Source organism: Escherichia sp. KTE96, assembly GCF_000408525.1.
Classification (GTDB): domain Bacteria; phylum Pseudomonadota; class Gammaproteobacteria; order Enterobacterales; family Enterobacteriaceae; genus Escherichia; species Escherichia marmotae.
Window position 1 is genome coordinate 153402 of sequence record NZ_KE137149.1, and the last position, 21188, is coordinate 174589.

Genomic DNA, 21188 nt, shown 5'->3' on the forward strand with positions numbered 1-21188 from the left:
AAGAGTTTTGTAAACCATCCCTGCCAGAGTGAATATTTCGATATCTGGTTATTAATTTATGATTCTTGTTTTATGTGATCGTGGTAGCGATAAACCTACCCATATATCATTGGAATATATGATATTTATGTTAATTATAATGGGTTAGTGATAAAGCTTTGCGCATATTGCCCGGAAAAAAATGAACCAGGGGATGTAGAAACTCAAGGAAGTAGCTATAATGCGCCCCGCCTCCATGTAGCAATCGAGGCGCGGAAGATCGTCGTCTCCGGTGAGGCGGCTGGACTTCAAATCCAGTTGGGGCCGCCAGCGGTCCCGGGCAGGTTCGACTCCTGTGATCTTCCGCCAATTTGCCTCTTCTGAACTCTCCCGACATTCACAAAACCTCTTCTATTTCCTTATATACCAGGTTTTATTTGTATCCTGTGCCCCGTCCTGAATAGCGTTATTTTTGGGGTATCAGGTTAGTTACTGGCGCACATCCCCCTGGATGATGGATTCGTCAAAAGCCGGAGGATGTCATGGCACTCGATTACCAGAAAGGCAGTGGGCATATCACATTCAAGCGGCTGGATCTGGTGGGTAAGATGAATGACATGGTGGCGAAGCACTATCCGTCAGCGTTATCAGCAAAATAACACTGTTCATATGCGGTTCTCTGGCATACTACGTGAGTTATAGCATTGCGGATTTGATTCTAACGGAGGCGGCATGTCAGACAAAGACTTAACCCAGTCCCCAGAAGGCGAATTTATTATGTTTGCCAGCGGTGACGGAGAAGTGCGTGTTGAATGTCGCTTTGAACAAGAAACACTCTGGCTCCCTCAGGCAACCATCGCAAACCTTTATCAGATCACTCCTCAGGCCGTCACGCAGCACATTAAAGCGATCTATGAAGAAGGCGAACTTGACCAAAACGCAACCTGTAAGTCTTACTTACAAGTTCAACAGGAAGGTAACCGCCAGGTAAGTCGCAACAAGCTACATTACAGCCTGCCTGTAATACTCGCTGTTGGCTATCGCGTTCGCTCGCCTCGCGGCACTCAATTCCGTCAGTGGGCAACGCAGACGCTTCAGGAATACCTGATCAAAGGTTTTGTGATGGACGATGAGCGACTGAAGAATCCCCCTGTCGGTTCATCGGTTGTGCCCGACTATTTTGATGAGATGCTCGAACGTATCCGCGATATTCGCGCCAGCGAGCGCCGGGTATATTTGCGGGTGCGGGAGATCTTTGCATTAGCTGCTGACTATCAGCCTTCGTTAAAAGAAACCACGCAATTTTTTCAAACCATCCAGAACAAACTGCATTTTGCCTGTACCGGGCATACCGCTGCTGAACTCATTCATCTGCGTGCCGATGCCAGCCAGCCGCATATGGGGCTGACCAGCTATAAAGGTGAAGAGGTGCGTAAGAGCGACGTGACGGTGGCAAAAAATTATCTCACCCAGGATGAAGTCAGCGAGCTTAATCGCGTGGTTAACATGTGGCTGGACTTTGCCGAGGATCAGGCCCGTCGTCGTCAACAGGTCTTTTTGCGCGACTGGCAGGATAAGCTGGATCAGTTCCTGCAATTTAATGACCGTGAGGTTCTACACGGCGCGGGTAAAATCAGTAAGAAAATGGCCGATGAAAAAGCGCAGACGGAGTATGTTCAGTTTGCCAAACAACAACGGTGCTTAAAAGAGGCCGAAGGCGAGAAGGATATTGCCGCTTTGCTACAGTGGAATAAAGAGTCGAAAAAGTAGCTCAGAATGCCCCCAACTCCATATGCAAAACCATTTGGGGATACTTATGGGGGTTACTCATTTATCCAATTCAAAATATGAATATTAAATCAATAAATTAACCATCAAATACGACCCCGATAATCTTCCGCCAATTTGCCTCTTCTGAACTCTCCCGACATTCACAAAACCTCTTCTATTTCCTTATATACCAGGTTTTATTTGTATCCTGAGGTCAACCGACTTCAACCTGCGGCACGTTATTTTTGGGGGGTCATTGGGGGTATCTTACCTGACTGATCTGGCCGCAATCACCGGGAAATCCTGTTCCCCGATGCTGCTTCATATCGACCTGGCTTTACCTGCGCTAATGAAACAACGGGAGCTGAAGCTGGCATTCCCTGGGATTTCTGGCTTACTACTGCGCCTGTTTTTCAACAAATCAACAGCAAGCAGGAGAGATCGTCCCCGGTATTGATCATGTCGATCGCTTTATCCATCCGCTGATTGATAATTGGCGAATGCAAGGTTTTCTCAGCAAGGCTCGCCACAATCTTCAGCACCGTTGCCTCATCTGGAGTGACTTCCAGCGATATCACACTCAGCAAATGCTTTGTATAGAAATAGTCGAGGATCAAACGGTAAACCTGGCGCATAACCGTTGAGAAATCAGCCTCAGGAAAATGGCTGTGGTAAATTTTGTAGGTCAGTAAATTGCGCAATACATGCGGAGCGCTGAGGATAGATTCCTGGCAAAGCTGCTGCCACTGCTTGTCCAGAACTGCAAACTTGTCAGCCAGAACCTGCTTATCCGGGCTGTTTGCTACGTCTAAATACACTGCCATCTTTCGATGCGCATCAGCAATAATACGATCCCTGCTGCTCTTATTCGCGACAAGCGAACCCAATACCGTCAGCGCACGCACCTTCAATCCCACCGACTCCGTAGGCGTTGATTGACTCATCAGGCTAATACCTGCCGCCAGCTCGCTTAATAACTCCTGATGGTACTGTTCAGCCTGCACAAAATAGCGGTGCAGATCGAACTCAATACGCTGTAGGTAAACCATAAACTGTGCCAGCGCCATCAGATTCTCTTCAACGTTCAACGATGGCGACTGCAGGAGGTGCCAGGCAAAGAGATGCACAATCTGGTGGATCTGATTAACCGGCTGCCTGGCAGTGAAGGGGGTTTTCGCCTTCGCCAACAGCTCATCCTGTTCGTGCACTAACATGCTGTCGGCATCAAACAATACCAGTCGGGCTACTTCTGGACATGAGAGCACCATCGAATGGCGAGTTGTATCCGCGTAGTGCCTTTTGTTACGTGGATAAGTAGAACAGGTTTCTGAAAGCGCTTCTTCTCCCAGATCGCGATGAACCAGGCAGAGTTTATTTTCATCGAGAAACGGACACTGCCCCTGCGCGTCCAGTTTGATTATCGAATAGCGGCTTTTACCATTTCGCACCCGTAATAGATTCTCTTTCGCCAACTGGGCAATTTTCGGGTGTTGTTCGTTGAGGTAAGTATGATGGGTTTTCTTGTCGATGTGTATATTCCATCCCTGACAGCAGGAAATCAGGCAGTTGGGACCGACGCAGGAAAACTTCTTCACAAACTCGGGGGTTATTACTTTATGGATTTGCATAGCATTCTTCGCGTTTAAAAAGCGAACAGTAGCACGCTGTCAAAAAAAAGTGATAACGCCATAACATGACAGTTTAACAAGCATTTCACTGGTTTTATAAATATGCCTTGCACGAACACGGCCATCCTCGCCATTTTTGCTATCATGCCTGCAACATAAACGACAAAACAGTATGCAGAGGAAAATATGAGTTCCACCAGAAAGGGAATGCTGAACGTTCTAATTGCCGCCGTTTTGTGGGGGAGTTCAGGGGTCTGCGCACAATACATCATGGAGCAAAGCCAGATGTCATCGCAGTTTCTTACCATGACGCGACTGATATTTGCCGGGTTTATTCTGCTGACACTCTCATTTGTCCACGGCGATAAAGTCTTCTCAATCATTAGAAATCATAAAGATGCCATCAGCCTGCTGATTTTTTCCATCGTTGGCGCGCTGACCGTCCAGCTTACTTTCTTACTGACCATCGAAAAATCCAATGCCGCTACAGCAACGGTGCTGCAATTTTTATCACCAACGATTATCGTGGCCTGGTTCTCACTAGTACGTAAATCACGCCCCGGCATTCTGGTATTTACCGCGATTTTGACCTCTCTCGTGGGCACCTTTTTGTTGGTCACCCACGGTAATCCGACATCGTTATCGATCTCTCCCGCCGCGCTGTTCTGGGGGATAGCTTCAGCCTTCGCTGCCGCATTCTATACAACATACCCCTCAACGCTCATTGCCCGTTACGGCACGCTGCCCGTCGTTGGCTGGAGTATGCTCATTGGTGGTCTGATCCTGCTACCTTTTTATGCCGGGCAAGGAACAAATTTCGTGGTTAATGGCAGCCTGATCCTGGCGTTTTTCTATCTGGTGGTAATTGGAACTTCACTGACCTTTAGTCTGTATTTGAAGGGCGCACAGTTAATTGGCGGGCCGAAAGCCAGCATTTTGAGTTGCGCAGAACCGTTAAGTAGCGCGCTGCTTTCTTTGCTGTTACTGGGGATCACCTTCACATTACCAGACTGGTTAGGGACACTATTGATTCTTTCATCAGTAATATTAATTTCTGTAGATTCCCGCCGCCGCGCCAGAAAAATTTAACTATCCAGCGCGGTACGGTTGATGATTACCAGCCCGGCACCGCGCCACCGTTAAAGATAGTTTCTGCCGCTTTAGCCACTTCCGGTGATTGATAAGATTGCAAAAATTCCTTCACATTTTCTGCATCCTTATTATCTGCCCGCGCCACCAGAATATTCACATACGGCGAATTTTTATCTTCAATAAAAACGCTGTCATGCACCGGGGAAAGCCCGGTTTGCTGAATATAAGTCGTGCTGATAATTGCCACATCCACTTTCGGATCATCCAGCACTCGCGGTAATTGTGCCCCTTCCAGCTCCATTATCTGCAAATGGCGCGGGTTCCCGGTAATATCCAGCGCCGTTGGCAGTAAACCTTTTCCCTCTTGCAGGGTGATCAGTTTCTCTTTTTGCAGCAGTAACAGCGCACGACCCAGATTGGTCGGATCATTCGGAATTGCTACTGTCGCCCCATCTTCTAGCTGATCGACCGTTTTGATTTTTTTCGAATAACCAGCCATCGGGAAGACAAAGGTATTTCCCACCGCCACCAGCTTGTAACCATGAGCCTGATTATCCTGTTCAAGGAAAGGGCGATGCTGGAAAACGTTGGCATCCAGTTCACCATGATTTGTTGCATCATTAGGCAGCAATGAGCCACTAAATCCTACCAGTTCAACCTCAAGGCCATACTTCTCTTTGGCCACTTTTTTAGCGACTTCCGCCACATCCTGTTCAGCACCGTTAATTACGCCAACTTTAATGTGTTTTGTATCGCTGCTTTGCTGGTCGCAGCCTGCCAGCAAGATCCCCGCCAGTAATAATGCAGCCCCTGTCCGTAGATGATGTGTTGTCAGTTTCATTTTTTATCCTTTTATTAATGATTACCTGACTATAGCGGTAAGGTCGCTGCGGTTTAAAAAACGAAACGCTATCGATAAGAATAAAAAGGAATAAAAGAGGCATATAAGGTCTGGCACTTCTTACTGACTACACAAGCGCGTTTCGTACAGCATGATGAGAGCGAATAAAGCAAACTACACTTATGCTTTATTCGATGCGCATTTGTAAGAGGTTGAATCCATGAAATCAACGACACTACTGCTTATTTTCACCGTTTTTACTGTGCCAGATATCGTATACGCCGAGTCACCTTTTAGCTCATTACAATCCGCAAAAGAGAAAAATACGGTATTGCAGGATTTGCGGAAAATTTGCACCCCACAGGCTTCATTGTCAGATGAAGCATGGGAAAAGTTAATGTTGTCAGATGAAGGCAATAAACAACACATACGCGAAGCCATCGTGGCGATGGAGCGTAATAATCAGAATAACTACTGGGAAGCGTTGGGTCGGGTAGAATGCCCGGATATGTAAGAGTGGCAATGACCTCTGACTAACGCCTCTTTAACCTGACATCAGGATTTCTTCATTTTCACCTTTGCGGTAACCAACAGTGCGGTAAGCAACATCAACGTACCGGACAATATTAACGGCGAAGTCAGGCCAATGTTATCCAACGCATAACCGCCGATTGCCGCGCCACAGGTATTGGCAAGCTGAATAACGGCCACCTGAATAGACCCGGCTTTTTCTGCTTGATCAGCCAGTGAGCGGGTGATCCACGTTGACCAGCCAACGGGAATTAAAGCAAAGGTCAGCCCCCAGATAATCGCCACGCCGGTAGCAACAATTTTATCGCTTCCCCACAACACCAGTATCAGCGCGCTAAAGGCGAGCACTAACGGTGCGCCCGCTAAGGCCAGTTTTACCGAACGTTTAAGAATGATCGACGAAAGCGATGTACCGACAAAGCTGGCGAGACCAAAACTCAGCAGTACCAGCGTTAAGCCATCTACGCCGAATCCCGCCAGATTCATATACACAGGGCGAATATAAGTGAAGAAAGCGAATTGCCCCGCAAAGGACATAAAGATAGCGATCATCCCGGCCATCACCCCCGGACGCTGCAACAGGCGGAAGGTATTTTGCTTCTGATGTGACGGTTCGCCAGGCAGTGAGGGCAATGATTTAATAATCCAGAAAATACACAGAACGCCCATCACTGCCGCCGCGTTAAAGACATTGCGCCAGCCGATAAGCTCGCCTAAAAAGCTGCCTAACGGCGCGGCAATCACCAGCGCGATAGAAACGGCACCGAAGATCACCGACAGAGCCTTCGGCACCATTCGAGGCGGCACCAGCCGCATGGTCAGCGACGCTGACATTGCCCAGAACCCACCCAGCGCCAGTCCCAGACAAGCGCGGCCGATTAACAACATCCTGAAGGAACTGGCAAAGGAAACCAGCAAGCAAGAGAGCGTCAGCAAAACGGCAAACAAAATAACAACGTAGCGACGGTCAGTGGCCTGAATTGTCTGGGTAATAAACAAACTGGCAAACATCGCTACAAAGGCGGTAACAGTCACCGATTGTCCGGCAACCCCTTCCGAAATACCTAAATCCTGAGCCATTGGCGTCAATAAACTGACAGGCAAAAACTCAACGATAATCAGGCAAGCGACGCAAAACGCCACCGAGAAAACGGCTGACCAGTTCGGTCGGCTGATGGCACCCGCGCCGCGGTTTTCTGTAATAAATTCACTCATGGTGTTACTCGAGGCATGTTTCAGGGGAAAAGCCGACCACTTTAACATTGAAATGTGTGATGCATTTAACGTTTTTGCAACTTTTACGGTGTCGCATGAGGTAGGGGTAAGATTGAAACGGAACAAGACAAAGATTGCCGGATGCGGCGTGAACGCCTTATCCGTACTCGGTCTGTAGGCCTGATAAGACGCGCCAGCGTCGCATCAGGCAAAGCGGTTTTAATGCAGCCAGTGAACGCCCTCAGTAGGCTGAAAAAACGCGTTATAGCGCATCTGGAAAGCGGTAATTTCCTGCATTTCAGGCTCTGTCTCTCGTAGAAAACCCAGCGCCAGCCTCACCTGTGCATCGGTAATGGGTGCGGCGAGACGGGCTTTTTGCAAAATTCGATGCCACTGATGCAGGTTCTGTTCACTGCCATCGACAATGACAATTTGCCAGATGAGCAACACCTGCGCGGCGTTTTGTAAGTGCGACTCATCCGGGCGATGCAGATAACGTAAAAATTCGTCACCGGCTAATTTTCCCATCTGATCGACCATCGATTCGACAGGCACCACGTCAATATTCAGCCGATCGCTCAGGCGGCGAATCGCTTTTCTGGCCCCGGATGTCAGCACCCGAAAACCAACCACAAACACCACCGCCAGCGTGGCAAGCATTATCCAGATCATGAGTTCTCCTGCGTAAACGGCACTCATGATATCTGGAAACACTTATCAGATACTAATCCACCAGGATGATTTTCAACGCAAATAGCGCCGCTACCACCACCACACACAGGTTCAGATCGCGCCAGCGCCCGGTGCACACTTTCATGATGCAGTACGACATAAAGCCCAGCGCGATACCTTCAGTAATTGAAAAGGTAAAAGGCATCATTACCGTGGTAATAAATGCGGGCACCGATTCGGTAAAATCATCCCAGTTAACGCGCGCCAGACTTGAAGTCATCAACACACCAACAAAGATTAACGCCCCGGCGGTTGCGTAAGGAGGAACCATCGCCACCAGCGGCGAGAAAAACATAACCAGCAGGAACATAACGCCGACCACTACCGCAGTCAGCCCCGTGCGACCACCGACCGCCACACCAGAAGTACTTTCAATATAGGCGGTAACAGAAGAGGTGCCGATAAACGCGCCAGCCACCGAACTGACGCTATCGACATACAGCGCCTTATTCATATTCGGGAATTTACCGTGGCTATCTATTAAGCCAGCTTTATCAGTTACGCCAATTAATGTTCCTGATGAATCAAATAGGTTGATCAACATAAAGGAGAAAATGATACCGGCCAGTTCAAGCGACAATGCTCCGCTCAAATCAACTTCACCAATAACACCGCTAATATCAGGTGGAATGGAATAGATGCCGCTAAAATGAACATCACCAAAAAATAATCCACAGCAGGAAGTAACAACAATAGAAACCAACACCGCGGCGTGAAAATTACGTGATGACAACACGGTTATAATAAAAAAACCTAAAATACCCAACAACACACCATGAGAACTTAAATCACCAATCATCACCAGCGTATCTTTATTGGCGACAATAACACCGGTGTTTTTTAATCCCATTAAGGCAATAAATAACCCGATGCCACTGGTGATACCAATACGTAAACTTAACGGAATGTTAGATATCATCCAGTAACGTATACGAAAAAGCGTGAGCAAAAATAGCCCTATTGCGCCCCAGAATATAGCGCCCATACCGGTCTGCCAGGAGATGCCCATTGCCCCCACCACCACAAACGCAAAGAAGGCATTCAGCCCCATTGCTGGAGCCAGCGCTACGGGTAAGTTAGCAAATATCCCCATCGCAATGCTGCCGATACCGGCAATCAGACAGGTGGTGACAAACACCACTTTCGGATCCATTTGCGCCGCACCGAGAATTTGCGGGTTAACGAAAACGATGTACACCATGGTTAAAAAAGTGGTCATCCCTGCAATCAATTCTGTGCGGACGGTGGTCCCATGTTGCGGCAGTTTAAATAATCGCGAAAGCGTCCCTGATTCATTACTCACGTAATCGATATTTTCATTATTCATTTTTTTGTCCATTGAAGGAGATTTAATTTCTTGCTTTTGTAAAACAAATGACAACAACGGTTCAGTGATAATTATCACATTTCAATTGCACATTAATGGATATTCTTTAATAATCTCGCGACGTTTCTTTATGATAAATAATAATCAAACTGATAAAATCAAAATGAGAAAAACATGAATAATTCTATTAGCCATAAATTTCATCACATTAGTCGGGGCGAATACCAGGAATTGTTAGCCGTATCCCGTGGAAAAGCCGTTGCCGATTATATTATTGATAATGTCTCTATTCTGGATCTGATCAATGGCGGAGAAATTTCCGGCCCGATTGTGATTAAAGGGCGTTACATTGCCGGTGTTGGCGCAGAATACGCCGACGCTCCGGCTTTGCATCGAATTGATGCTAACGGCGCAACGGCAGTGCCGGGGTTTATTGATGCTCACCTGCATATTGAATCCAGCATGATGACGCCAGTCACCTTTGAAACCGCCACCCTGCCGCGTGGCCTGACAACCGTCATTTGCGACCCTCATGAAATCGTCAACGTCATGGGTGAAGCCGGATTCGCCTGGTTTGCCCGCTGCGCTGAACAGGCAAGGCAGAATCAGTATTTGCAGGTCAGTTCTTGCGTTCCCGCCCTGGAAGGCTGCGATGTAAACGGCGCCAGTTTTACCCTCGAACAGATGCTCACCTGGCGGGATCATCCGCAGGTTACCGGTCTGGCCGAGATGATGGACTATCCAGGCGTGATTAGCGGCCAAAATGCGCTACTCGATAAACTGGACGCGTTTCGCCATCTGACGCTGGACGGTCACTGTCCCGGTTTGGGTGGTAAAGAACTTAACGCTTATATTGCTGCGGGTATTGAAAACTGCCACGAAAGTTATCTGCTGGAAGAAGGTCGCCGGAAATTACAACTCGGTATGTCGTTGATGATCCGCGAAGGGTCCGCCGCCCGCAATCTCAATGCACTGGCACCGTTGATCAACGAATTTAACAGCCCGCAATGCATGCTCTGTACCGATGACCGTAACCCGTGGGAAATTGCCCATGAAGGGCATATCGACGCCTTAATCCGCCGCCTGATCGAACAACACAATGTGCCGCTGCATGTGGCATATCGTGTAGCCAGTTGGTCGACGGCGCGTCATTTTGGTCTTAATCATCTCGGTTTACTGGCACCAGGCAAACAGGCCGATATCGTTCTGCTAAGTGACGCGCGTAAGGTCACAGTACAACAGGTACTGGTGAAAGGCGAACCGATTGACGCACGAACCTTACAGGCACAAGAGTCGGTAAGACTGGCGCAATCTGCCCCGCCGTATGGCAATACCATTGCCCGCCAGCCAGTTTCCGCCAGCGACTTTGCGCTGCAATTTACTCCCGGAAAACGCTATCGTGTCATTGACGTTATTCATAACGAACTGATTACGCACTCCCGCTCCTGCGTTTACAGCGAAAACGGTTTTGATCGCGATGATGTGTGCTTTATTGCCGTGCTTGAGCGCTACGGGCAACGACTGGCTCCGGCCTGTGGTTTGCTCGGCGGCTTTGGCCTGAACGAAGGCGCGATGGCGGCGACGGTCAGCCATGACAGCCATAATATTGTGGTGATCGGTCGTAGCACCGAAGAAATGGCGCTGGCGGTGAATCAGGTTATTCAGGACGGCGGTGGGCTTTGCGTAGTACGTAACGGTCAGGTACAGAGCCACCTGCCGTTGCCCATTGCCGGGCTGATGAGCACCGACACAGCACAGTCACTGGCGGAACAAATTGACGCATTGAAAGTCGCCGCCCGTGAATGTGGTCCACTACCGGATGAACCGTTTATTCAGATGGCATTTCTTTCCCTGCCAGTGATCCCCGCGCTGAAACTGACCAGCCAGGGTTTGTTTGATGGCGAGACGTTTTCCTTCACTACGCTTGAGATCGCGGAATAAAAAAAGCCCGGCATCATGCCGGGCAAAAGTCACCAGTTACGTTTATGCCACTGTCAACTGCTGAATTTTTTTCTCGCGGCGGATTTTGCGTTCTTCCATCACCGCGACTATCGCCATCAGGCAGATACTGCCAATTGCGGCGATATCCAGCGCGGCGAAGGTTCCAGCCCAGCCGGTAAGGCCGAATACCGGAGTACCATCGGCAATCATCCCCAGACCTAACTTGGCAAAGCTGTCACCAATCAGGTAGGCGAAGGTGCCTTTAATCCCGTCGGCAGCGCCGATCGCTTTTTTCGGTACAAAGCCAACAGCCGCCACGCCAATCAACAGTTGCGGACCAAATACCAGGAAACCTAATGCAAAGAGAGAAGCCAGGTAGATGTATTGATTGCTGGCGTGCTGATACACACCGAGTGTCGCGATAATCAGTGCCAGCGCGATGCAGGCCACCAGGCCACGGCGACCATTCGCCAGGTCGGAGAGCCAGCCCCACAGCAGCGTACCGACCAGTGCGCCTGCTTCAAACAGCGTAAAGCCCTGAATCGCTACCGCTTTAGAGAGTTTGAGTTCCTGGAAAGCGTAGACGGTTGACCACTGGTCGATACCAATACGCACCACGTACAGGAAGATGTTGGCGAAGCACAGCAGCCAGATCACTTTGTTTTTCAAAACATATTCGACAAAGATCTGCCACTTGGTCATATCCGTGGATTCCGTCTCTTTGTCCTCTTCGCTGATCTCTTCACCGAACAGTTCTTCGGCTTTGCCAAGACCATAAGCTTCAGGGGAGTCACTTCCGTAACGCAGACCGATAAAACCGACAATCAGTGCAATAATCGACGGGAAAATAAACATGCCAATCACGTGGCCATCGAACAGGTAATTTGCGCCGAACAGCGCCACACCCGCCGCACCCGCGCCGCCGAGGTTGTGGGAAATGTTCCAGAAACCGAGGAACGTCCCGCGCTTACGACGCGGCGTCCATTTGGTGATGGTGGAGTAACTGCACGAACCGCCGGTGCTCTGGAAAAAGCCGCTTAAGGCGTAGAAAGCAATCATCAGGAACAGGCTAACCGAGCCGCTGCCCATACTGGCACTGAACCCCAGCATACAAATGGCTGAAAGGATCAGCATGAATGGCAGGAACTGCTTAGTATTTTTGCCGTCAGCGTAATAGGAAACCAGCGTTTTACCCACGCCATAGGTGATGGAGAAGCCCAGTCCTATCATCCCCAACTGCGTCATGCTCAGCCCGTAGGTGGAGATCATGTCGTTCTGCGCAATGTTAAAGTTCTTACGAATCAGGTACATCGTCAGGTAGCCAATAAAGACCACCAGGTAGGATTGCATGAACGGTTTGAACCACATTTTGCGCCGCACTTCGAGCGGAAGATCCAGAGTCGGCTTGCGAACCTGGTTGAGGAAAGCCAGCATGGGTTACTCCTGAAATGAATACCTGCGTGAGGTATTCATTGTAAAAATCAGCAGCAAATCAGGCCTGGGATAGCGTCCAGGCAAAACCAGGAAAATTTCTTAGTTTTGCCGGATATGAAGTAAAAAGGTGAGATGCATCACGCTTCGCGTGGTGCCTGAGCATTCAAAAAGGGCAGTAACAGCAGCGCCGAAATCCCGGCGGCGATAGCGATAACCACAAAAAAACCGCTCCAGTGCCAGGTATCGAGCACTTTCGCCAGCGGCCAACCGGCGAGCGATGCCCCAAGATAAGCAAACAAGCCGACAAACCCCGTCGCTGCCCCTGCCGCCTCTTTGTGAGAACACTCTGCCGCTGCCATGCCGATTAACATCTGCGGGCCAAAAACAAAAAAGCCAATGGTGAAAAAGCAGGTCGCCTGCATCACGTAACTGGCAAACGGCATCAGCCACAGCGAGCCGACAGAAAGCAAAATCCCCGCGGCGAATATCAAATTCATCGGCCCACGGTTACCGTTAAACAGTTTGTCCGATCCCCAGCCTGCAACCAGCGCACCGATAAATCCGCCCAGTTCAAACATGGTTACCGCGGTATTCGCCGTCACCAAATCGACGCCCAGCGTCTCGGACATGTACAAGTTGCCCCAGTCGTTAATCGCTGCACGAACCACGTAAACCAGCACGTAGCAGAACGAAAGCAGCCAGATGTATGGATTCAGCAACACATATTTGGTGAGGATCTCTTTACGTGTCAACCCCGCCCCTTCCTGTTGCTGGGCTACCTCCAGTGCGTCATGCCGCCATTCTCCGACCGCCGGTAAACCTAACGCCTGCGGGCGGTCGCGTAGCCGCCAGCAGAGAAAAACCCCCACTATAATGGCTAAACTTCCGGCAATCATCATCCCGATACGCCAGCTATAATGCAGCGCAACTGCCGCCATCACGATGGGGATCAACGCACCGCCAACGTTATGTGCCGTATTCCACAGCGCCCACCAACCGCCACGCTCGGTACGTGAATACCAGGCAGTTAACAGACGCGCACAAACCGGCGACCCCCAACCCTGGAAAAAGGCGTTCAACACCCAGAGCACGGCAAACGCCCATAGCGAAGTGGAAAATCCAAACAGAATGTTGATGATGCCAGTCGCGATAAGCCCAATCCCCATAAAATAACGCGCATTTGAGCGGTCGCTGACAATGCCGGAGACAAACTTCGACAAACCGTAGGTGATATAAAACAGGGTTGCTAACAGGCCAATATCGCTACGACTTAGCACGCCGGTAGCAAGGATTTCCGGCATAGCGGCGTTAAAACTTTTACGCGTGAAATAAAACAGCGCATAACCTAACCAGATGGTCAACAAAATATGCCGACGCCAGTAGCGGTAGCAGGCATCAATTTCACGTTTATCACTCATCAGCGGCGCGTCGGCAGGCGCTTTCAGAAACTGCAACATCATCAAGCCTTAGACATAACGTTGGGGGAGAGAGACACTGACGCGTGTGCCGTGCAGACAGGAGATGGTTAAGGTGCCGCCCAGCGCCGTCACGCGCTCACGCATTCCGGTGAGGCCAAAACCGTGTTGCCCTGAGTCTGGCGGCAAACCGCTACCATCGTCTTCAATCACCAGCATTAACCGCTCATCCTGCTGCCAGCCTTGCAGCGTGACCGCACTGGCATCGGCATGTTTCACAATGTTGTTCAGCCCTTCCTGGCAGACACGAAACAGCGTTACTCGCTGGTTTTCACTTAACGCCGATTCATCTATCCGCCATTCGAGATGACTGATAATACCGCGCCCCTCCAGTTCCATTTCTCGCATCAGTGAACGGATGGCCTGCTCAAGAGTGAGGTCATCCAACTGACGTGGGCGTAACCGCCCTAACAAGCGGCGCACCGCGTCGTAAACGCCCAGCGACAGTTGTTCGATTAGCTGCCCACTCTGCTTCACACTGGCGTTATCCGCTGCCAATCGCTGAACAATGCCCGCCTGGGTGCGAATAGCGGTGATGGTCTGGCCGATATCATCGTGCAGTTCACGCGCTACGTCGCGGCGCACGCTCTCTTCGGTTTCCAGCAAACGTTCGGCAAGATGCTGATTGCGCGCCAGTTCCTTTTGCAGCGACTGGTTAAGCTCGCGCAGTCGCTGAATACCTGCACCAAGCAACAAGCCTGTAAGGCTTTGCACCAGCAGCGAGAGCAATAAATCCACCGGATGATCATGCCATGTCTGGCTGGCAATCAACGCAATGGCGTTCATCAGCGTCGCAATCAGCGCTCCTTGCCAGCCATAGTGCCAGGCCAGGGCAATAATCGGCAGCGCCAGGCAGAATGGCGTAAAGCGCGACAGTTCGTTCGGCAGCCCCAGTTGCAGCCAGAGACTGATAACAAACAGCAGCAAGTACCAGACCAGATGGCGTCCACGCCAGTTTATCGGCTGAGAAACCAGCGACGGCCCCAGCGGTAGCCAGGTGTTATTCGCCAGGTAATGCCAGAACACGAGACAAACAGGAGCCAGCGTCAGACCGCCAGTTAAGGTCAATAACAGCGCGTTCCACGACTCGTTTCCATACCTGTGCCAAAGCCAGGGCAGTGACTGTAACAACGCTGCCGCCGTCAACGCTGCTCCTTGTAACAGCAACGTGCGCCAGTCACGCTGATGGCGATAGCGAGAAATCAACGCCACGGGCAGTAACGTCAGTAAACTACCGATCATCAATAACGGAAAATGCGTTAACCCAACCGCCTGCATCAACCAGTAAATCAGCAACCATTCCGCGCCCAGCAATACGGGCCAGTATCCGCGCGGGCATTGCAACATCAGTCCCAGCCGCAAGCCAAACGGGAACAGCAGCACAGCCAGCTCCGGGCGTTCAACCAAATGCAGGCTGATACTCCACAGGCAAAACCACGCGGCAGAGAAAATAAAAAAGCAGGCTATAACGGTAATTAAGCGGGAAAAAAACGTCTTCATCACCAGCCATCAAACATACGGCGAGCCAGTTCAACGTCGTTACTGACGCCCAGTTTTTCCATCAGATTAGCGCGATGTACGTGCACCGTTTTAGGCGACAACCCCAGTTCAGCGGCGATCTCTTTTACTGCCATCCCTTGCGCCAGCTTTTCCGCCACCTGACGTTCGCGTTTGGTCAGTGGGTCCTGGCGGCCGGATGCCAGCTTAATGGCGATGTCCGGCGTCAGATAACAGCCGCCCGTGGCAACTGTATGCACGGCGGCGATCAGTTCGTCCGGGCTACAACGTTTGGAGAGAAAACCGCGCGCGCCCGCATTAAGCGCCTGTTCAACCAGCGCCGGACTGTCATGAACGGAGAGCATAATTGTCGCCATCCCTTTTGGTAGCAGACTTAGCAACTCCAGCCCCGAAATATCCGGCATTGAGATGTCGCAAATACACACCTGCACACCGCGCCCAGGCAATCCGGCCAGCGCCTCGCGCCCCGAGCCAAACTCAGCAACTACCTGCAAATCAGGTTCCAGCCCCAGCAACTGCGCAAAGCCGGAGCGGACGATAAGGTGATCGTCTATAAGGGCAACGGTGATCATGGTCTTGTCCTGGCGGGTAAAAAAACGCGCTTACCTTAACGATAAGCGCGCCGCTGTTCAAGCCTTGAGCGGTTACTGAAAGAACACTGCAATCTTGTTAAACATGGTCGGGTCAGACTGATTACGCTGCACTTTGACCACATCTTCCAGTTTGTCGATTTGGCTTATCATCTGCTCCAGCCGCTGGTCATCATTAACCAGTAGCCAAATATGGCTTTTGTCGCTGTCCTGAATCGGCAGGCAGAGAATACCCTCGACGTTAAAGGCGCGGCGGGCAAAAAGCCCACAAACGTGGGTCATTACGCCCGGATGGTTGCGAACGGTGAGTTCCAGAATCACGTTGTCATGAGTTGTGTTTTGCATGGTTTATTCCCCCACCATTTCAGTATTCGCCGCACCTGGCGGCACCATCGGGTAAACTTTTTCTTCGGCATCAATGCGCACGTGGATCAGCGCCGGGCCAGGGCGATTAATAATTTCCTGCAACGCAGCCTGCGGATCGGCTTCGTTATTCAAATCACAGGTTTCGAGGCCGAATCCGGCGGCTATTTGCATAAAGTTGATTTTGCCCGGATAGGTGGCGGCAAAAACGCCCTGCTTGTAGAACAGGCTTTGCTGCTGATGCACCAACCCTAACGCTTCGTTGTTCATCAGAATGATTTTGACATCCAGTTGGTTTTCGCTGGCGGTGGCCATCTCCTGAATATTCATCATCAGACTGCCGTCACCGGAGAAACATAAAACTTTGCGATCCGGGTTTGCCAGCGCCGCGCCAATCGCCGCTGGCAGGCCAAAGCCCATGGTTCCCAGCCCACCGGAGGTCAGCCACTGACGAGGACGATTGAGCGGATACGCTTGTGCGGTCCACATCTGGTGCTGACCAACATCGGTCGTGATAATCGCGTTGTCATCCACACAGGCGGCAACGGCGTTGATCAGGCCGTAATGCGTTAACGGATCGCATGCTTTCGGGATAGGGCACGGGAATTCGCGTTGTAAATCAGCCACCTGTTGGTGCCACTCTGTACGCGGTTGGACTTCCACCAGTGGGATTAATTGCGCCAACACATCATCAACATCCGCCTGAATCGCCACGTGCGCTTGCTTAACTTTGCCCAGCTCTGCGCGGTCGATATCAACATGAATGATTTTCGCGTTCGGGCAGAACTCCTCGGTTTTGCCTATCGCCCGATCATCAAAACGTGCACCGAGCACAATCAGCAGATCCGCCTCCTGCAAGATAAAGTTGGTGCTGCGTACACCGTGCATTCCCAGCATACCCAGCGACAGCGGATGCGCTTTTGGCAACATGCCCAGCGCCATTAAGGTCATGGTGGTGGGCAGTTGCGCTTTCTCTGCCAGTTCACGCACCCGCGCAGGCGCGTTGATCACACCGCCTCCCAGATAAAGCACCGGGTGTTTGGCTGCGTTAATCATCGCTGCCGCGTCACGAATGCTCTCTTCACTAAAGGCAGGCGCGGCGGCTTTTTCTACCGGAGCAGGTTGTTCTTCAATCTCAAAAACCGCTGTTTGCACATCCTTAGGAATGTCTATCCACACCGGGCCAGGGCGGCCTGATTGCGCAATGCGAAAGGCATCACTCATGACCTGCGGAAGTTCTTCGATATGTCTGACCAGATAGTTATGTTTGGTGATGGGGATAGAGATGCCGTAGGTATCGACTTCCTGGAAGGCGTCGGTGCCAATCATTGAGGCCGGAACCTGACCGGTGATGCAAATCAGCGGAATGGAGTCCAGCCTCGCATCGGCAATGGCAGTCACCAGATTAGTCGCTCCCGGCCCACTGCAGGCCATGCAAACCGCTGGTTTTCCGTCGGTGCGCGCCATCCCCTGGGCGATAAATCCCGCTCCTTGTTCGTGACGGGCCAGAATATGGCGGATTTGTGTACTTTGGCTTAAGGCGTCATAGACAGGGAGAATTGAGCCACCAGGGATCCCCGTCACAACCTTAATGCCCTGTTGTTCCAGGAAATAAACGATAAATTCTGCGCCAGTAAAGCGCTTACGTGTCGATGTTGTGCCCGAACTTGCCATGCTCCAGTCCTTTTCTTCTGGGCCGACTTTCCGGGGGTGCTTAAACGAAAAACCCCGCCCGGTTTGCGCCGGCGGGGTTTTGGAATCGTGTGTTGTTCCAGTCCCTACGGCGCATTGCCGACGACGACCACCACACGCACGACGACCACTGCGGCGGATGGCGCAGTTGGTAGTAGTTTTGCGTTGAGCATGGAAGTAGTCATTGGGGACCTTGTTTGTTTTGTGTTTAACAATATTTATACAAGCACAGGTTTACAGGAGAGACAATGGAAAATTTTTCATCAGGGAAAAAATGAGGGACTGATCACGTTTTGTACTGAAGCGTAAGAAGTAAAAGACTACCTCCTGAGGAGGTGATCTTTTACATTCTGCTGGCAGATTCGTGTCGATGCGATGCTGACGCATCGTATCTACAGAATTTATTTAAACTACAATCCATTCCGGAAACATTTATTGCCGCTGTTGTTTATATATTCTGCCGCTTCGTTATTCATCATTCCATATATATATCTGGCTAACATTTATCAATGTGATAGATTCCTCTCCCGCATTTATTGGAATGCGTAGCAACTTATTCTAAATATTCTTATATAAGCATCTGTGATAATGAAAACGCATAGAAACATCAATTTATTATTGATGTTGGTATTACTCGTGGCTGTCGGTCAGATGGCACAAACTATTTATATTCCAGCTATTGCCGATATGGCGCGCGATCTCAACGTCCGTGAAGGGGCGGTGCAGAGCGTAATGGGCGCGTATCTGCTGACCTACGGTGTCTCACAACTGTTTTATGGCCCAATTTCCGACCGTGTGGGTCGCCGCCCGGTGATCCTCGTCGGAATGTCCATTTTTATGTTAGCAACGCTGGTGGCGGTCACCACCTCCAGCCTGACGGTATTAATTACTGCCAGCGCAATGCAGGGAATGGGAACCGGTGTCGGTGGTGTGATGGCGCGTACATTACCGCGTGATCTGTATGAACGGACACAGCTACGTCACGCTAATAGCATGTTAAATATGGGTATTCTCGTCAGCCCTTTGCTTGCGCCATTAATTGGCGGTCTGCTGAATACCATGTGGAACTGGCGGGCCTGTTACCTGTTTTTGCTGGTGCTCTGTGCCGGTGTGACGTTCAGTATGGCGCGCTGGATGCCGGAAACGCGCCCTGTCGATGCGCCACGCACGCGCCTACTGACCAGTTATAAAACTCTTTTCGGTAACGGCGGTTTTAACTGCTATTTACTGATGCTTATTGGCGGTCTGGCAGGAATTGCCGCTTTCGAAGCTTGTTCTGGTGTGTTGATGGGCGCAGTATTAGGGCTGAGCAGTATGACGGTCAGTATTTTATTTATTCTGCCAATCCCGGCGGCATTTTTCGGCGCATGGTTTGCCGGACGCCCGAATAAACGGTTCTCTTCGTTAATGTGGCAGTCAGTTATCTGTTGCCTGCTGGCAGGACTGATGATGTGGATCCCTGGCTGGTTTGGCGTGATGAATGTCTGGACACTACTCGTTCCCGCCGCGCTGTTCTTTTTTGGTGCCGGAATGCTATTTCCGCTGGCCACCAGCGGCGCGATGGAGCCGTTTCCATTCCTGGCAGGTACTGCTGGCGCACTGGTTGGCGGCCTGCAAAACATTGGTTCCGGCGTACTGGCGTCGCTCTCTGCGATGCTGCCGCAAACCGGCCAGGGAAGTCTGGGGCTGTTGATGACCTTAATGGGGTTATTGATTGTGCTTTGCTGGCTGCCGCTGGCAACGCGGATATCACACCAGGGGCAGGCCGTTTAAGCTCGCATCACCGCAGCATCGTCATCAACTCCATGGGAGAACGATGCTGCTTTATCAAGTCGCGCATCACCCGCATGTACGGTGCCGAGTGGGAATAAAAAGCTTGATAGCCAGCACAAAGCACGTCGTCCGGCTGATCATCCCATGCTTGTGGGCAAAGACGATGCCAGTCACATCCCTGACAGCCTCGCCGGGGTTGCAGTTTTTCGCTCCTGCACCATTTTTGCAGGGTGGCGTCGAAAAGCTCAATTGATATACGACTGATATCTGCCCGCACCCAACACTCGAACAGGGCAATTAAAAATTGCCCCCACAGCTCCTCTGTCATCGAAGCTGCCGTCAGCTCGCCCCGGTCATCAAATTCAATGTGGGGAATAAGTTGCACGGAGCGGATGCCTCGCTGTTTGAAATTTTGATAAAAATCGGCAGGTTGCAGAGCGTCTTTATACTCTATAACCAATTTGTGCCTGTCCTCTTCAGCATTTCTAACCTGACTTCCTGTCATGTGATTCTCTCAATTAATACGATAATTTGATGTATATGCGTTACAGCAAACAGTATTGCAAGAGATAACACCGCGAGGGAGATCATAAATTTGTCACGGATTACGTAAAATTGGGAAAAATCGCTATTAGTGACATCCATTAAATTGCGATTGCGGGTATAGCGCCAGAGGATCAATGCCACAAAGGAAAGGATGCCAATAGAAATCCAGAACAATGTGCCTGACTGATGCCAGTTGTGTTTGATTGCCAACGCCATCAACGCACCGTAACCCAGCATGGTGCGAAACCATGCCAGCGATGTGCGTTCCGGCTGAAGACCCGGGTCGGCAATCCGTCTGGCTTTGCGGCTATCCGGCATACAGTACCAGTCCCATAACGATCACCGCCACAATCATCAATATTAAGCTAATGATTAATAAGCTGTTGGTGTAGGGTAAATCTTCTTTCAGACGCATCGCCTTTTCGTTACGTAGCCAGCGCAGGTAACCATACATCGCTAACCCGCCGGAAAACAGACACAACAACAATGCCAGCAGTTCGCGAATGACCGGCGTGGCGAAATCCGGCGCAAGCTGATCCAGCCCAACACCTGCCGCCAGAAAACCCAGCGCAGTTCGGATCCACGCCAGAAAGGTACGCTCATTAGCCAGAGAAAAACGGTAATCGGGCGCTTCTCCGAGTCGGGAAATTTTCACTATGGCTCCTTAGTCGTTTCGCAATAGCGATGTCTTATTCGTCTATTTTTAGGAATGTCGTCCGGCGCTTTCCTGATATGCTTGCC

At 50.6% G+C, this 21188-nt stretch carries 19 protein-coding genes, 1 tRNA gene and 2 pseudogenes; 7 read left to right on the top strand and 15 right to left on the bottom strand.

The window, feature by feature from the left end:
- The first annotated feature begins 253 nt into the window (after positions 1 to 253).
- From A1WG_RS13510 to A1WG_RS13505, 3 genes and pseudogenes are all read left to right on the top strand, one after another.
- Positions 254 to 348 (top strand) — tRNA-Sec (locus tag A1WG_RS13510).
- A 185-nt stretch (positions 349 to 533) separates the two neighbouring features.
- Positions 534 to 638 (top strand): annotated as a pseudogene (locus A1WG_RS23130) (DUF4942 domain-containing protein); the annotation flags it as partial.
- Positions 639 to 711: 73 nt separating this feature from the next.
- Complete coding sequence (locus tag A1WG_RS13505) at positions 712 to 1749, top strand: virulence RhuM family protein (protein WP_001280590.1); 1038 nt, start codon at positions 712 to 714, stop codon at positions 1747 to 1749.
- 413 nt (positions 1750 to 2162) lie between these two features.
- Here the strand turns inward: A1WG_RS13505 and fliB are convergent, their stop codons facing one another.
- Entirely contained in the window at positions 2163 to 3377 is a 1215-nt protein-coding gene (fliB, locus tag A1WG_RS13500; RefSeq protein ID WP_001517443.1) for a flagellin lysine-N-methylase, read from the bottom strand.
- A 186-nt stretch (positions 3378 to 3563) separates the two neighbouring features.
- On the opposite strand from fliB, the pseudogene A1WG_RS13495 reads away from it, so the two are divergent.
- Positions 3564 to 4488: pseudogene (locus tag A1WG_RS13495) on the top strand (carboxylate/amino acid/amine transporter).
- Between the two features lie 3 nt (positions 4489 to 4491).
- Here A1WG_RS13495 and nlpA read toward each other — a convergent pair.
- Complete coding sequence (gene nlpA / locus A1WG_RS13490) at positions 4492 to 5310, bottom strand: lipoprotein NlpA (protein WP_000779416.1); 819 nt, start codon at positions 5308 to 5310, stop codon at positions 4492 to 4494.
- 220 nt (positions 5311 to 5530) lie between these two features.
- Here nlpA and yicS point away from each other — a divergent pair, with 220 nt between their 5' ends.
- On the top strand, positions 5531 to 5824 hold the full coding sequence (gene yicS, locus A1WG_RS13485; protein WP_000843473.1) for a protein YicS: 294 nt from the start codon (positions 5531 to 5533) through the stop codon (positions 5822 to 5824).
- 41 nt (positions 5825 to 5865) lie between these two features.
- On the opposite strand, the gene nepI is transcribed toward yicS, so the two are convergent.
- From nepI to adeQ, 3 genes are all read right to left on the bottom strand, one after another.
- A complete protein-coding gene (nepI, locus tag A1WG_RS13480; protein ID WP_001288577.1) occupies positions 5866 to 7056 on the bottom strand; it encodes a purine ribonucleoside efflux pump NepI in 1191 nt (396 codons plus the stop codon).
- A gap of 219 nt (positions 7057 to 7275) precedes the next feature.
- Entirely contained in the window at positions 7276 to 7728 is a 453-nt protein-coding gene (locus A1WG_RS13475) for a DUF1198 domain-containing protein (RefSeq protein ID WP_001517442.1), read from the bottom strand.
- 52 nt (positions 7729 to 7780) lie between these two features.
- Complete coding sequence (adeQ, locus tag A1WG_RS13470; RefSeq protein WP_001517441.1) at positions 7781 to 9115, bottom strand: adenine permease AdeQ; 1335 nt, start codon at positions 9113 to 9115, stop codon at positions 7781 to 7783.
- 174 nt (positions 9116 to 9289) lie between these two features.
- Here adeQ and adeD point away from each other — a divergent pair, with 174 nt between their 5' ends.
- Positions 9290 to 11056, top strand: a complete 1767-nt coding sequence (gene adeD, locus A1WG_RS13465) for an adenine deaminase (protein WP_001517440.1) — start codon at positions 9290 to 9292, stop codon at positions 11054 to 11056.
- A 42-nt stretch (positions 11057 to 11098) separates the two neighbouring features.
- Here adeD and uhpT read toward each other — a convergent pair whose 3' ends face one another.
- From uhpT to ivbL, 7 genes are all read right to left on the bottom strand, one after another.
- Positions 11099 to 12490 carry a hexose-6-phosphate:phosphate antiporter gene (gene uhpT, locus A1WG_RS13460; RefSeq protein ID WP_016242554.1) on the bottom strand — a complete coding sequence of 464 codons (1392 nt, stop codon included), beginning with the start codon at positions 12488 to 12490 and terminating at the stop codon, positions 11099 to 11101.
- A 137-nt stretch (positions 12491 to 12627) separates the two neighbouring features.
- A complete protein-coding gene (uhpC, locus tag A1WG_RS13455; RefSeq protein WP_001517439.1) occupies positions 12628 to 13947 on the bottom strand; it encodes an MFS transporter family glucose-6-phosphate receptor UhpC in 1320 nt (439 codons plus the stop codon).
- A gap of 9 nt (positions 13948 to 13956) precedes the next feature.
- Positions 13957 to 15465 carry a signal transduction histidine-protein kinase/phosphatase UhpB gene (gene uhpB / locus A1WG_RS13450; RefSeq protein WP_001517438.1) on the bottom strand — a complete coding sequence of 503 codons (1509 nt, stop codon included), beginning with the start codon at positions 15463 to 15465 and terminating at the stop codon, positions 13957 to 13959.
- Positions 15465 to 16055, bottom strand: coding sequence for a response regulator transcription factor UhpA (gene uhpA / locus A1WG_RS13445; RefSeq protein ID WP_000633662.1), 591 nt, complete (start codon positions 16053 to 16055; stop codon positions 15465 to 15467). Before uhpA ends, uhpB begins: the two co-directional genes overlap by 1 nt.
- Positions 16056 to 16127: 72 nt before the next feature.
- Positions 16128 to 16418, bottom strand: coding sequence for an acetolactate synthase small subunit (gene ilvN / locus A1WG_RS13440; RefSeq protein WP_001181706.1), 291 nt, complete (start codon positions 16416 to 16418; stop codon positions 16128 to 16130).
- Between the two features lie 3 nt (positions 16419 to 16421).
- Positions 16422 to 18110, bottom strand: coding sequence for an acetolactate synthase large subunit (ilvB, locus tag A1WG_RS13435; RefSeq protein ID WP_001517437.1), 1689 nt, complete (start codon positions 18108 to 18110; stop codon positions 16422 to 16424).
- A 104-nt stretch (positions 18111 to 18214) separates the two neighbouring features.
- A complete protein-coding gene (gene ivbL, locus A1WG_RS0121690; RefSeq protein WP_001300753.1) occupies positions 18215 to 18313 on the bottom strand; it encodes an ilvB operon leader peptide IvbL in 99 nt (32 codons plus the stop codon).
- Positions 18314 to 18716: 403 nt separating this feature from the next.
- Between ivbL and emrD the strand changes: the two genes are divergently transcribed.
- On the top strand, positions 18717 to 19901 hold the full coding sequence (emrD, locus tag A1WG_RS13430) for a multidrug efflux MFS transporter EmrD (RefSeq protein ID WP_001517436.1): 1185 nt from the start codon (positions 18717 to 18719) through the stop codon (positions 19899 to 19901).
- A 7-nt stretch (positions 19902 to 19908) separates the two neighbouring features.
- Here the strand turns inward: emrD and A1WG_RS13425 are convergent, their stop codons facing one another.
- Genes A1WG_RS13425 through A1WG_RS13415 form a run of 3 tightly spaced genes read right to left on the bottom strand, consistent with a single transcriptional unit; the run spans position 19909 to position 21102 of the window.
- Complete coding sequence (locus A1WG_RS13425) at positions 19909 to 20406, bottom strand: radical SAM protein (protein ID WP_000148082.1); 498 nt, start codon at positions 20404 to 20406, stop codon at positions 19909 to 19911.
- Positions 20403 to 20765 (bottom strand): DUF202 domain-containing protein, encoded by a 363-nt coding sequence (locus tag A1WG_RS13420; protein WP_001113441.1) that lies wholly within the window; start codon positions 20763 to 20765, stop codon positions 20403 to 20405. Before A1WG_RS13420 ends, A1WG_RS13425 begins: the two co-directional genes overlap by 4 nt.
- The gene (locus tag A1WG_RS13415; protein ID WP_000703955.1) at positions 20755 to 21102 is read right to left on the bottom strand and encodes a YidH family protein; all 348 of its coding nucleotides are present in this window, start codon (positions 21100 to 21102) and stop codon (positions 20755 to 20757) included. The genes A1WG_RS13420 and A1WG_RS13415 overlap by 11 nt, the downstream gene beginning before the upstream one ends.
- Between the last annotated feature and the right edge of the window lie 86 nt (positions 21103 to 21188).

What these genes read in the sequence shown, in the direction of transcription:
- A1WG_RS13505 (WP_001280590.1), top strand. Translation starts at nt 712, where the DNA reads ATGTCAGACAAAGACTTAACCCAGTCCCCAGAAGGCGAATTTATTATG.
- fliB (WP_001517443.1), bottom strand. Translation starts at nt 3,377, where the DNA reads ATGCAAATCCATAAAGTAATAACCCCCGAGTTTGTGAAGAAGTTTTCC.
- nlpA (WP_000779416.1), bottom strand. Translation starts at nt 5,310, where the DNA reads ATGAAACTGACAACACATCATCTACGGACAGGGGCTGCATTATTACTG.
- yicS (WP_000843473.1), top strand. Translation starts at nt 5,531, where the DNA reads ATGAAATCAACGACACTACTGCTTATTTTCACCGTTTTTACTGTGCCA.
- nepI (WP_001288577.1), bottom strand. Translation starts at nt 7,056, where the DNA reads ATGAGTGAATTTATTACAGAAAACCGCGGCGCGGGTGCCATCAGCCGA.
- A1WG_RS13475 (WP_001517442.1), bottom strand. Translation starts at nt 7,728, where the DNA reads ATGATCTGGATAATGCTTGCCACGCTGGCGGTGGTGTTTGTGGTTGGT.
- adeQ (WP_001517441.1), bottom strand. Translation starts at nt 9,115, where the DNA reads ATGAATAATGAAAATATCGATTACGTGAGTAATGAATCAGGGACGCTT.
- adeD (WP_001517440.1), top strand. Translation starts at nt 9,290, where the DNA reads ATGAATAATTCTATTAGCCATAAATTTCATCACATTAGTCGGGGCGAA.
- uhpT (WP_016242554.1), bottom strand. Translation starts at nt 12,490, where the DNA reads ATGCTGGCTTTCCTCAACCAGGTTCGCAAGCCGACTCTGGATCTTCCG.
- uhpC (WP_001517439.1), bottom strand. Translation starts at nt 13,947, where the DNA reads ATGTTGCAGTTTCTGAAAGCGCCTGCCGACGCGCCGCTGATGAGTGAT.
- uhpB (WP_001517438.1), bottom strand. Translation starts at nt 15,465, where the DNA reads ATGAAGACGTTTTTTTCCCGCTTAATTACCGTTATAGCCTGCTTTTTT.
- uhpA (WP_000633662.1), bottom strand. Translation starts at nt 16,055, where the DNA reads ATGATCACCGTTGCCCTTATAGACGATCACCTTATCGTCCGCTCCGGC.
- ilvN (WP_001181706.1), bottom strand. Translation starts at nt 16,418, where the DNA reads ATGCAAAACACAACTCATGACAACGTGATTCTGGAACTCACCGTTCGC.
- ilvB (WP_001517437.1), bottom strand. Translation starts at nt 18,110, where the DNA reads ATGGCAAGTTCGGGCACAACATCGACACGTAAGCGCTTTACTGGCGCA.
- ivbL (WP_001300753.1), bottom strand. Translation starts at nt 18,313, where the DNA reads ATGACTACTTCCATGCTCAACGCAAAACTACTACCAACTGCGCCATCC.
- emrD (WP_001517436.1), top strand. Translation starts at nt 18,717, where the DNA reads ATGAAAACGCATAGAAACATCAATTTATTATTGATGTTGGTATTACTC.
- A1WG_RS13425 (WP_000148082.1), bottom strand. Translation starts at nt 20,406, where the DNA reads ATGACAGGAAGTCAGGTTAGAAATGCTGAAGAGGACAGGCACAAATTG.
- A1WG_RS13420 (WP_001113441.1), bottom strand. Translation starts at nt 20,765, where the DNA reads ATGCCGGATAGCCGCAAAGCCAGACGGATTGCCGACCCGGGTCTTCAG.